10 protein-coding genes are annotated in these 11892 nt (G+C 68.3%); 1 reads left to right on the top strand and 9 read right to left on the bottom strand.

The window, feature by feature from the left end; all coding sequences use genetic code 11:
* Nucleotides 1-210: 210 nt before the first annotated feature.
* Nucleotides 211-1041, top strand: coding sequence for an HDOD domain-containing protein (locus G369_RS0100140; RefSeq protein ID WP_019651937.1), 831 nt, complete (start codon nucleotides 211-213; stop codon nucleotides 1039-1041).
* Nucleotides 1042-1071: 30 nt separating this feature from the next.
* Here G369_RS0100140 and G369_RS0100135 read toward each other — a convergent pair whose 3' ends face one another.
* The 9 genes from G369_RS0100135 to G369_RS0100095 form a co-directional block, all read right to left on the bottom strand.
* The gene (locus G369_RS0100135) at nucleotides 1072-1818 is read right to left on the bottom strand and encodes a tRNA-uridine aminocarboxypropyltransferase (RefSeq protein ID WP_019651936.1); all 747 of its coding nucleotides are present in this window, start codon (nucleotides 1816-1818) and stop codon (nucleotides 1072-1074) included.
* A gap of 46 nt (nucleotides 1819-1864) precedes the next feature.
* Nucleotides 1865-2377, bottom strand: coding sequence for a hypothetical protein (locus tag G369_RS0100130; RefSeq protein ID WP_019651935.1), 513 nt, complete (start codon nucleotides 2375-2377; stop codon nucleotides 1865-1867).
* Between the two features lie 64 nt (nucleotides 2378-2441).
* Complete coding sequence (locus G369_RS37415) at nucleotides 2442-3806, bottom strand: NHL repeat-containing protein (RefSeq protein WP_019651934.1); 1365 nt, start codon at nucleotides 3804-3806, stop codon at nucleotides 2442-2444.
* Nucleotides 3807-4179: 373 nt separating this feature from the next.
* The gene (locus G369_RS0100120; RefSeq protein ID WP_019653462.1) at nucleotides 4180-5391 is read right to left on the bottom strand and encodes a DUF1501 domain-containing protein; all 1212 of its coding nucleotides are present in this window, start codon (nucleotides 5389-5391) and stop codon (nucleotides 4180-4182) included.
* A 163-nt stretch (nucleotides 5392-5554) separates the two neighbouring features.
* A complete protein-coding gene (locus G369_RS0100115) occupies nucleotides 5555-7105 on the bottom strand; it encodes a DUF1800 domain-containing protein (RefSeq protein WP_051127536.1) in 1551 nt (516 codons plus the stop codon).
* Nucleotides 7106-7161: 56 nt separating this feature from the next.
* A complete protein-coding gene (locus G369_RS0100110; RefSeq protein ID WP_026346096.1) occupies nucleotides 7162-7632 on the bottom strand; it encodes a hypothetical protein in 471 nt (156 codons plus the stop codon).
* A 121-nt stretch (nucleotides 7633-7753) separates the two neighbouring features.
* Nucleotides 7754-8443 (bottom strand): DsbA family oxidoreductase, encoded by a 690-nt coding sequence (locus G369_RS0100105; RefSeq protein WP_019651931.1) that lies wholly within the window; start codon nucleotides 8441-8443, stop codon nucleotides 7754-7756.
* A gap of 64 nt (nucleotides 8444-8507) precedes the next feature.
* Entirely contained in the window at nucleotides 8508-9917 is a 1410-nt protein-coding gene (locus G369_RS0100100; protein ID WP_019651930.1) for an MFS transporter, read from the bottom strand.
* Nucleotides 9918-10005: 88 nt separating this feature from the next.
* A complete protein-coding gene (locus G369_RS0100095) occupies nucleotides 10006-11883 on the bottom strand; it encodes a bifunctional sugar phosphate isomerase/epimerase/4-hydroxyphenylpyruvate dioxygenase family protein (RefSeq protein ID WP_019651929.1) in 1878 nt (625 codons plus the stop codon).
* Nucleotides 11884-11892 lie beyond the last annotated feature (9 nt).

Here is an 11892-nt window from a genome sequence, read left to right as displayed (position 1 = left end):
TCGGCCGGACTATGTCACCGCGGGGCCCGAGCGGCGACCGCCATGCGACGAAACGCCTGTACGCGGCGCCAAGTGCGCCTGGATCAGGGTAATCCCTCCCCCACCGGAATCAGTGGAAATTGCGGATTTGCACTGCTGGAGCCCCCAAATGGCCCATCCGCTGGAGGAAAATCCATTGCATACAAAGGCAATAACACCCTCCACAGCGCCATGAAGACACTCGACGAACTCTTTGCCAATGACGAGTCGCTCCCCACCGTCCCGCGGGTGGTGTCCGACCTGATCGAGATGCTGCGGAACGACGAGGTGTCCTTCGCGGCGGTCGCGAACCGCATCGAGCTCGACCAGGTGCTCGCGGCGAAGGTGCTGCAGATGATCAATTCGCCACTGTTCGGGCTGCGGCGCAAGATTTCGTCGATCCAGGGCGCGATCCTGATGCTGGGGCTCTCGGCGATCCGCTCGGTGGTCGTGAGTTCGGGCCTGGCGGGCACCTTCAGGAAGGTCGAGGGCGTCAGCCTGCCGGCCTTCTGGGCCCACAGCCTTCGCGTGGCCTCGGTCTCGCGGTACCTGGCTTCCAAGACGCGCCACGTCGATCCGAACCTGGCGTTCACCGCCGGCAGCATGCATGCCATCGGCCACCTGATCATGGCCCAGGCGATGCCCGGCCGGATCGGCGAGCTGAACGCCCTGCACCCCTTCGAGTCGCTCGGTCGCGCGCAGCTGGAGCTGGTCGAGTTCGGCTACCACTACGGCGACGTGAGCGCGTCGCTGGCGCGGCGCTGGGGCTTCGCCCCCGACCTGGTCGGCGGGCTTTCCAGCTTCGTGAGCCCCGACAAGTCGGAGCATGCCGATGCGCTGGGTGACGTGCTGCACCTGGCGGTGTGGCGCGTGGCGCTGGAGCGCCAGGGAGTCGATCTGGGCAAGCTCGAAGGCGGCTGGCCGAGCCAGTCGGCACTCGCGGCCGGCATCACCGAGGACGTGGTCCAGGAAATGCCGGCGCCTCGCGAACTGGCGGCCGAACTGGAATCGATGATCGCCTGACGCCGGCCCGGCCCCCGGCCGGCCGCGGGCTCAGGAATCCTGCGAGGAAACCACCTCGCGCAGCCGCAGATGCTCGGCGCCCGCCCAGTCGACGGGCTGCTGGTTCTTCGCGCGCAGATAGTGGTGCGAGAACACCGGCAGGTAGGCTTCGAGCGTCTTCCCTGCAGCGCCCTCGCCCGCCAGGTTCATGCACATCGCCGCCACCTCGCTGGTGCAGAAGTGGTCGTCGCGGCCCGAGTTGCGCAGCTTGTACTGCGTGATCTGCTCGGGACGGAGGCTGAGCACCGGCAGCCGGTCGAGATAGGGGCTCCTGCGGAACATCTTGCGCGCCTCGGCCCAGGTCGCGTCGAACAGGATGAAGAGCGGGCGCTTCGCGGCTGCGTCCCCGTGCATTGCCGGCTGCTCGACGCCCTGCACCACCCGCTCCGGCGCGGCGTACTGCCCCGGAAATACAACGTAGGGCTGCCACTGGGGATCGTTCAGCAGCGCCAGCAGCGCAGGATCGACCTCGGTACGGGCCCAGCCGAATGCGAAGGTGTCGGCCACCACGTCGGCAACCAGCCAGCCGGTGTTGGTGGGCTTGAGCGGCTCGATGTCGGCCATGATCAGGCACACGCCCGCGCGTGTCGCAACCGATGGGCGTATGGCGCACATGCAATGGCTGGGCAGCAGGCGGCAGCCCGCGCAGCGCTCGCGCTTGAAACCGCCGCGGGCGAGAAAGGGCTTGGCGCTTCGCGCCAGGCGGGCGGCGCGAAGAAGGGAAACGGCGTGAGGCATGCGGGGATTCTCCGCGGTGTCGCCGCCCACGCTCTACGCCCTGCGATCAGGCAGGCGCGGCGGCATCGCGGTCGATGCCGGCGACCAGCTCCCGAAGCCACACCCGATGGGCACCGAAGCTGCTCAGCTGCTCTTCGGCCGCCTCTCTCGACCTCAGGTACCGGTCGAGAAAACGGAATCCGACCCGTGCGGCGGCGCTGCGCAAGGCTTCATCGGCCAGATCGCATTCGTAGAGAAAGTCGAAGCGGGTCGCCCAGAACCCCTGCTCGGTGCCGGCGAGCCGCTCGAACCCGGCCGGGTCTTCGATGCTGAACTCGATGAACTCCAGGCCGCCCTCGCTTTCACGAAGCGCGCAGACCCTGCTGCCGTGGTCCCACAGCGGGACCAGGGTGGGCCCTTCGGGCGCACGGGCGCCGTGATAGTTGTAGAACGGCGGCCCCAGGCAGAAGCCCCGGAAGGCCTCGTGGAGGCACTGGCCGGCAGCCAGCTGCAACAGCGCGGCGGACATGCCGAGCCGCTGCAACTCGGGGATTCGCAGGTGTTGGTCGATCACGGCCATGGCTTCTTCTCTCGATCCTTCTCGCACGGTGGCCCGGATCATGGCGCATGAGGACCCAGGCGGCTCAGGGCGCGGGCGTCGGCGTGATCTTGCGGATCTTGTTGTTGAACAGGTCTGCCACGTAGACGTTGCCCGCGGCGTCCACCGCCACGCCGTAGGGCCGGTAGAACGTCGCTGCATTGCCCACGCCGTCATCCGCCCCGGACGTTCCCGCCTTGCCCGCCAGCGTCCTGACCATGCCGTCCGGCGTGATCCTGCGGATCACATGGTTCGAACTGTCGCCCACGTAGAGGCTGCCGCTGGAGTCGATCGCAATGCCCACCGGAAAAGAGAAGGTCGCGTCGTTGCCTTTACCGTCGGCGTGACCGGTCGTGTTCCGCTTGCCGAACGGCGTCGTGACCACGCCCTGCGGCGTGATCTTGCGGATCACGTGGCTGCCGAAGTCGGTCACGAACATGTTGCCGGCGGCGTCCATCGCGATGCCGGCGGGCACGCTGAAGGTTGCGGCCGTGCCGGTGCCGTCGTCCGAGCCCTGCGCGCCCGAGCCCGCGAAGGTGCTGACCGCGAGGTCGGGCGCGATCTTGCGGATCCTCTGGCCCAGCGAATCGGCGACGACAAGGTTGCCCTGCGGATCGAAGGCGATGCCCGAAGGCTGGGAAAACTTCGCGCTGGTGCCGTTCGCGTCGGCCCAGCCGGCAGTCCCGGCGGTCCCGGCCAGTGCGCTCACCCCCCCGGTCGGCGTGACCTTGCGGACCAGGTGGGTCGTCAGTTCGGTCACGTAGATGTTGCCGGCGGCATCCAGGACCAGGTCGAAAGGATCGGACAAGGTTCCGCCCGCGCCCTTGCCCGCCACGGTCGAGACAAAGCCCGAGGGAGAAATCGCGCGGATCAGCTTGTTCTGGGCATCGGTCACGTAGAGGTTGCCGGCAGCATCCAGCCTCACACCCCTTGGGATTTGGAAGGTGGCGGCGAGCCCCTCGCCGTCCGCATCGCCGGGGGTGCCCGTACCCGCGAACGTCGAAACCGTTGCCAGTGCCTCCTTGCAGCTGACCGTCACGCCGGTGACCTCGGCGGCTGCGTTGCCGCCGCCGTTGCTCACGGTGCAGAACTGCCACAGCGGCTGGGTGCGCACGGTGACGGCGTAGGTGCTGCCTTCCTTGACGGGAGTCGCGAAGCTGAACTTGCCGTCCGCCGTGAGCGTCAGGTCGTCGCCCGCATTGTTCTGCAGCACGAGCTTGCCGCTGGTGATGCCGCTGAGGGTTCCACCGACCGTGTGCATCGCCACAGGCGTCTCGGGCTGAGGCTGCGGCTGCGGCTGCGCGATGGGAGCCAGCGGAACGAAGCCGCCGCCTCCTCCGGAGCCTCCCCCGCAGGAGGCCAGCACCACGGTGGCACCGGCGATGGCGCAGACACTGGCAAGAGCAGACATGCGGGGCGAGAACATCGGTTTCCTTTTCTTGGACGTGGGCACTTCGCCTGGCGGCGAAACGACAGGTTCCGGCACCCTTGGCCGGCGTTGGAAGAGGCGAATTCCAGAAGCAGCGATAGGTCTTGGTCGAAGCACTAAAACCTCGCGCGAAGCGAAAACCGCCCCTGCGCGACTGGTCTGGACGTGACGAGCATTATCTTTGTTAACTATTTGTGTCTCAGCCATCCCCGGAATTCGGGATGTCGGAATACAAGAATCCGCCGGCGGGACGCAGGCAGGCGCAGGCCGGCGTCCTGGAACGCAGGCCCATCAGGGGGTGAAAAGGAAAAGCAAGACCGGCCGCCGCCGCCACGGCCGGCCTCGACGCCGCCGGCTAGACCAACCGCAGGTCCCTGGGTGCCACGCCGTCGAACACCTTGGCCAGCTGCGCCGGGGAAAGGCCGTACATCCGCTGGAACAGCCCGCCGAACACCGCGCGATATTCGTTGAGCACCGGATAGTCGCGGTTCTGGAACAGCGTCGCCTGCGTCAGCGCCTGCTGCTCGCCCACCACGCGCCCGCCGGCCTGTGCCGATAGGCCGCCGCCGAGCACCCAGTAGACGGTGCCGTGGCCGTGGTCGGTGCCGCGGTTGCCGTTCTCGCGGAAGGTGCGGCCGAACTCGCTGATGACGACCACCACGGTCTGTCGCCAGGCGTCGTCGCCCATCTCCTGCGCGAAACCGGCGACGCCGCGGCCCAGCTCTTCAAAACGGTTGGCGAGGTAGCCGGTGGCGCCGCCCTGTCCCACATGGGTGTCCCAGCCGCCGACGTCGACGAAGCCGAGGTCGAAGCGGTCGCGCATCAGCAGCGCCATGCGGCGTGCCACCAGCTCGAAGCCCTTGGCGGACATGGCGTTGCGGCTGGCCGCGTCCATCTCGGCCTGCACCGCGCGCATGACCTCGTCGCGCACTTGGAAGCCCTCGGCCACCGGCTGGGCCAGCGTGGTGTTGCGGTACATGGCGGTGATGACCTGGCTCTGCCGCGCGTCGATGCCCGAGCGCGCATTGCCGGCCAGCGCCATGTTGGCGGCCTTGGCGCTGCCGCGCATCGAGATCGGCAGCTGGTCGGTGAAGGCGATGGGCGACACGTCGGTGACGGGGCCCGCGCCGAGTACGCCGGCCAGCCGGTTGAGGAAGCCCGAGCGGTAGTCGCGGCGCTTGTCGAGGGCCTGGCCGAGTTCGATGGAGTCCTGCGTCTCGAAGTGGCTGCGCGTGAGGTCGTCGGTGCCGGCGAAGGCGATGAAGGATGCCTGCTTCTGCTGGAACATCGGCATCACGCTCTGCGCCAGTGCGGGATGCAGGCCCCAGTTGCCGTCCAGCGGCAGCGCGCCATTAGGCGTGCCGGGTCGCGCGATGGCGATGTTGGGGCGCGAGGCGTAGTAGAAGTCGCTGCTCGTGGGCACGAGGAGGTTGCTGCAGTCGTATGCGCCGCGCAGGAACACGACGAGCAGCTTGGCGCCTTCGGCGGAAGGCGCGGCCATCACTTTGGCAGCAGCACCTGCGAACGGTGCGGCGGCCGCGAGCTTCAGGATATCTCTGCGTTGCATGACGGTTGTCCTTTCTTCTTTCTTCCTGCCTTGCGCCTTCCCCTCTGGGGGGAAGGTCGGGATGGGCGCATGCGGCGTTCGTTCAGCCTCGGTGTCCTGTCGAACGCCGCTTGCCCCCACACCTGCCCTCCCCCGGCGGGAGAGGGAGAAAAACCGAATACCTTCAGCGGCGCATCAGCTCGGGCGAAGCCAGCAGGAAGGTGTTCCATTCCTGCGGATTCTTCGCCTGCGCCAGCGCCTCTCGCGTGTCGGCGCTCATGCTGCCCTGCATCGTGCGTACCGCGCGCGAATCGGCCAGCGGCGGGAACGCGGGCTTCTCCAGCGGCGCCTTGTCGTCCGCACGGAACAGCACCGCACCGTTCGCACCGATGGCACGCGCGATCTCGAAGCGTGTGTTCATCTGACCGGCGCTGGCCCAGGCCGCCTCGTTGAGCGGATAGCCATCCGGCGTCTCGTGGCCGTAGAGCTGCTCGCCCATGCGGTTGATCCAGCCGAGCATGGGATTCACGTTGGTGGCGACGCGGTCGTCGTAGGCGAGGCGCACGCCCGCCATCACGTAGTGCACCGGATCGCGGAACTTGCGGCCCAGCGAAGCCGAGAACTCGGGCGACTCGAACAGCGCCTTCAGCGTGACGGCGATGTCGCCGTCGCTGCGCGTGAAGGCGGCGGCCATGCGGTCGACCAGTGCCTGCGGCGGATCGTCGGAGACGAAGTACACGGCCAGCTTGCGCGAGATGAAGCGCGCGGTGGCCGGCGCGCGCGCGAGGCGGTCGAGCGCCTCGTCGGCCTCGGCCAGACCGCGGCTCTGGATGGGTTGGCCCAGCAGCGTCTTCGGCCCGTAGTCGTGGCGGTTCGGGTTGAACTCGAACAGCCCCTTGCGCACGTAGTCGCCACGCAGGTTGGGCCGCACGTTCGGCGGCGGCGCATCGAGCGGCTGGTTGGTCACGCCCACGCCGGTGAGCACGCGCGCGAGTTCCTGCACGTCGCCCTGCGTATAGCCGCTGCCCACGCCCAGCGTATGCAGCTCCATCAGTTCTCGTGCGTAGTTCTCGTTGATGCGGTTGGCGGCGTTCTGCGCGTTGTCGAGGTAGCGCAGCATCGCCGGGTGGTGCAGCGTGGCGCCGAGCAGGTCGCGGAACCTGCCGAGCGCGTGCGGACGGATCGCGCTGTCCTCGTAGTCGCCCACCATCGCGCGGATGTTGTCCTTGCGCAGGTTGACGTTGAAGTGGTTCATCCAGAACCACGTCATCTGCTCCTGCAGCTGGTTGGGCGAATAGAGCGCACGCAGCACGAAGCGCTGCTGCGCCTCGCGCACCAGCGTGTTGAGGTGCTGCTGGTATTCCTGCCGCGCGGCCTTCTTCTGGTCTTCGTCGGGCAGCGCGTCGGCCGCCTTGCGCTGGGCCTCGAGGCCGGTGACGAGTTGGTCGAGCGGCACGCGCGAGATTTCCATCGCGTCGATCTGCGCCTGCGCGGCCGGCGGCAGCGGCGCGGGGCGCGGGTTGAGCTGGTCGCGCATCCACAGCGACAGGCCGCGCCTGGCGAGCTGCGCGTCGCTGCTCGCATTGGCGCCCCAGCTCACGCGGTCGAGCCAGCGCAGGCGCGTGGCCTCGTCCACCTGCTGCGAGGGCAGCGACACCGAAACCATGGGCCGATGATCTCCCGGCGCGCTCGCGCATGCCGCGAGCAGCGCCAGCGCGCAGGCGCCGAGCGCCATCGACACGCGCCGCGCGGGCTGGGAGAAGATCGGCGAAGCGGTGGCCGGCACCGCCCTCACTCCCTGCGCAGGTCGTGGCGGCGCACGTCGCCGATGGCGTGCTGCGCGGTGGCCAGCGCGAGGTCGACGTGCGCGAGGCCGCGCTGCTGGTACGGCCGCGAGCGCGGGTCGTCCTCTTCGCGTGCGACGTCGGAGCGGACCTTGCGCAGCAGATCGGCCGCGGCGTGCAGGCGGCCTTCGCGCGGCAGCCATGCATCGGTGGGCTCGCGCCACTCGACGGGCTTTCCGTCGAGCCATGCGGCGTGCTGCAGGTCGCCGATGGCGGCGTGGATCTCGTCGATCACCACCTGCTCGTCGCGCGAGACCTGCCCGTCCTCGGGGCGGCGGTGCTCCACTTTCCAGGCCGCGGTGCGCAGGTCGGACAAGGCGTGGAGATAGAACGGGTGCCTGCCGTATTCGTCCGCCAGTGCCGGCAGCGAAGCCGCAGCCATGAGGGCAAGTGCGGCGATTAGGCTTTTCTTCTTCATCTTCGGGACTCCTGTGTGACAGTGGTTCAGGGACGCCTCCTCAACCACTGGAGCCCGCTTCGGGTTGACGGTCTTTACCGTCGTAACGCCGGACAAAGCCGGCGCCTAAGTGCCAGCTAAGTCAGGCTGTGGCAAGGCTCGAAGGAGCAGCACCGGCGATCTGGCGCAGGGCCCGCTCGAACACTTCGACGGGCTGGCCGCCCGAGATGAGATGCCTGTCGTTGATGATGATCGCGGGCACCGAGTGGATGCCGGCATCGGTGTACATGCGCTCGCGTTCACGGGTTTCCTGCGCGAACTCGTCGCTTTCCAGGATCTGCCGGGCTCGAACCGGATCGAGCCCCGCCTCGGTGGCGGCGCGCACCAGCACCTCGGGGTCGGAAGGATTCTGGCTGTCGGTGAAGTAGGCCTTCAGCAGCAGCTTCTTGAGCGCCGCCTGCTTGTCGGAACTCTCCAGTTCGGCCCAGTGCAGCAGCCGATGGGCATCGAAGGTGTTGTAGACGCGCGGACGGCCCTCGGGGCTGAACTCGAAGCCCACCGCCGCTCCGCGCTGGCGGATCATCTCGCGCGACTGGGCCTGCTGCTCGCGCGTGGAGCCGTACTTCTGGTTGAGGTGCTCGAAGGTGTCCTGGCCTTCGGGCGGCATCTGCGGATTCAGCTCGAAGGGCTGGAAGTGCAGCTCCGCGGTGATCTCCGGCGCCACCTTGCCCAGCGCCGCCTCGAGCGAACTCAGGCCGATGGCGCACCAGGGACAGGACACGTCGGAGACGAAGTCGATCTTGAGGCGGGAGGGGGAAGATGTGGAGGTCATGGCGCCATTCTTCCCGGCGCCACAACCCTTGGCAGGCGAAAGGTCTTCGCCTGCCGCGCCGGCCTCAGGCCGCGACCCTGGTCACGCGCGCTTCCTGCATCGTCTGCTCGCGCAGGCGGTCGTACTCCTGCTTGTCGACCGGCACCGCGTTCGGGTCGCCCAGGTCGCGCATGCGGATGCGGTAGGTTTCGCGGGCGCTGAAGGCGGCCAGTGCGGACAGCACGGTCACCGCGAAGGTGATGGCACCCACGGTGAACCACACGTTGGTCGAGCCGGGAGGCGCGACGGCGGCGAACAGGGCCGGCAGCAGCGCGGTGAAGGTGGTGCCGATGTTCTGCGAGATGGCCATGGCCGAGACGCGGTTGCGGGTGCGGAACAGTTCCGGATAGAAGCTCGGGAAGGTCGCGTTGTAGCCCTGGTAGATCACGCCCCACATCAGCAGCGACATGACGATGGCCAGCGGCACGTTGCGGATGCTGATGGCGTACAGGTACACGAACGACAGCAGGCCCGAGATCAGCGCGCCGACGATGATCGGCGGGCGGCGGCCGATGCGGTCCGACAGGTTGCCCACGAACGGGATGACGATCACAGCCAGGATGTTGCCGAGCACCGGGATCCACAGGTACACGTCCTTCTGGAAGCCGATCCCGTAGGCGGCCTGCACGGCGTAGGCCGCGCCGAACACGGTGGCCACCACCGGAATGACGTTCATCAGCGCCATGCAGACCACGCGCAGCATGTCGGCCCAGCTGTCGGTGAAGGCCTGGATGATCGGCGCCTTGGCCGTTTCGCCCTTCTTGTCGACTTCGGCGAAGGCCGGGGTCTCGTCGACCTCGCGGCGGATGATGTAGCCCGCCACGATCACCAGGAAGCTCAGCAGGAACGGGATGCGCCAGCCCCAGGAATTGAACGCGTCTTCCGGCATGTAGTGCGCCAGCGGCAGGAACACGGCGGCCGCCAGGATCTGGCCGGCCTGCACGCCCTGCAGCGTGAAGCTCGCGAAGAAGCCGCGTCGCCCGAAGGGTGCGTGCTCCAGGATCATCGAGCTCGCGCCCGAGATCTCGCCCGCCACCGCGAAGCCCTGCACCAGGCGCAGCAGCACCAGCAGCACCGGCGCCAGCAGGCCGACCTGGTCGTAGGTCGGCAGCAGGCCGACGGCCACGGTCGAGAAGCCCATCAGGAACATGCAAAGCACCAGCACCTGCTTGCGCCCGTGCGTGTCGCCCCAGTGGCCGAGCACGAAGGCGCCGATGGGGCGTGCCACGTAGCCCACGCCGTAGGTCGCGAGCGAGGCGACGATGGCCGTCGTCGGGTCGCCCTTGGGGAAGAAGATCTGCGGAAAGATCAGCGCAGCGGCGGTGGCGTAGATGAAGAAGTCGTAGTACTCCAGCGCCGAGCCGATCCAGCCGCTTGCCGCGGCCTTCTTCGACTGGTGCCTGCCTTGCGGCTCATGGGCTGAGGTGTTTGCCATGTGTTGTCTCCAGTGGTGACGTGAAAAAAAGAAATCAGCTCTCTGTCTGTCAAACGAAACGGTCTGTCGATGCGCTGGCGGGCCTCTGTCAGTCCTGCGCCTGCGACGCCATGCGCGCCGGTGCGTTGAGCGCGCCGTAGGCGTCATAGCCGCCCACGCGCTGCGCGACTTCGAAGAACAGCCCGCTCTCGAAGCTCTCGGTGTAGATGTGCAGGTAGTCGCCGGCCGGCGAGCGGTCGAACAGCACGCCCGATTCGCGCATGCGCGAAAGCAGCGCGGGGTCGATGTCGATGCGGGTGGCCAGGTCGTCGTAGTAGTTGTCGGAGATCGGCACGAAGCGCGTGCCGTTGGCGCGCAGCTTCGCGGCCGTCTCGAAGATGTCGGCGCAGCTCAGGGCGATGTGGTGCACCGCGCCGCCGCCGGTCACGCTCAGCGTGCGCGCGGTGCGGGTGCGCTGGCTCAGCGACACGTTGAGCACCAGGCGCAGGCTGCGGTCGGCGTTGGCGACGCCGCGGCTGCGGATCAGCCCGAACGGGTCGGCCAGCTCCAGGCTCTCGCCGGGCTCCAGGCCGAGCACGGCGCGCGTGAACAGCACCCAGGTGTCGAGCTGGTCGAGCGCCAGGCCCAGCGCCACGTGGTCGATGCGCTGCAGGCCCGCGTCGTTGGCACCCGCGCCCTCGTCTTCGAGGATGAAGTCGCTCTCGTACAGGCCATCGGCACCCAGCATCTCTGGCACGAAGTGGATCAGGTTGCCGCCCGGCGCCACGATGGCCGGCACGCGCAGCTCGTTGGGACCGACCGGGCTGTCGTGCCGCTGCGAGCGCATGGCGGTGGCGCGGCCCACCGCGGCCAGCGGATCGTCGCAGCGCACGCCCAGTGCGCACACCGAGGTGCCGTGCGCCTCGAAGCGCTGGCGCGCGAAGGAGTCGGGCTGAGCGTTGACGATCAGGTTGATGTCGCCCTGGCGGTACAGCGTCACCGCCTTGGAGCGGTGCCTGCCGATGCGGCGGAAGCCCAGCTGGCCGACCAGCGTTGCCAGCGTCGCGGCCGAAGCCTCGTCGGCTGCGAACTCGATGAACGACAGGCCCGAGAGCGCCGGCACCGGCGGCGGGTCGAACAGCGTCACCTGCTGCAGCACCGAAGGCTTGGCGAGGCGCTGGCGCGCTTCGCTCTCCAGGTACAGCAGCGAACGCATCGCATCCACGGCGGTGCGGCGGTTCGGTGTCTCGCGGAAGATGTCGTTGAAGATCTCCAGCGACAGCGGCCCGGTGTAGCCCGCGCGCAGCACCTGCTCGAAGAAGCCGATCACGTCGAAGTCGCCCTGCCCCGGGAACGAGCGGTGGTGGCGCGCCCACTGGATCACGTCCATCGACAGCAGCGGCGCGTCGGCCATCTGCAGGAAGAAGATCTTGTCGCCGGGAATGGCGGCGATGCCGGCCGGGTCGTCCTTCAGCGAGAGGGTGTGGAAGCTGTCGAGGATCAGGCCCAGGTGCGAGTGGTTCGCCTGCTTCACGATCTCCCAGGCCTGGCCGTACAGCGAGGTGTAGCGGCCCCAGGCCAGCGCCTCGAAGCCCACGCGCAGGTTGCGGCGCGCGGCGCGTTCGGCCAGTTCGTGCAGCTGGGCGGCCGCCAGCGAGGGGTCGTCGATGGCCAGCGGCGACGTGTTGGAGCAGCACAGCATCGTCGGTGCGCCCATGGCCTGCATCAGGTCGAACTTGCGCTCGGCGCGCTCCAGGCTGCGGCGGAACTGCGCCTCGGGCATGCCTTCGAAGTCGCGAAACGGCTGGTACAGGTCGATGCTCAGGCCCAGGTCGCCGGCGATGCGGCCCAGTTCGGCGGCCGTGCCCTTGAAGTTGATGAAGTCGGCCTCGAACAGCTCGATGCCGTCGAAGCCGGCGTCGGCGACGGCTTCGAGCTTCTGGCGGAGCGTGCCGCTGAGCGAGACGGTGGCGATGGATCGATGCATGGGGGTGGA

This window comes from Variovorax atrisoli 110B (genome assembly GCF_000382045.1).
Classification (GTDB): domain Bacteria; phylum Pseudomonadota; class Gammaproteobacteria; order Burkholderiales; family Burkholderiaceae_C; genus Variovorax; species Variovorax atrisoli.
This window is presented reverse-complemented; position numbering and strand designations above follow the sequence as displayed.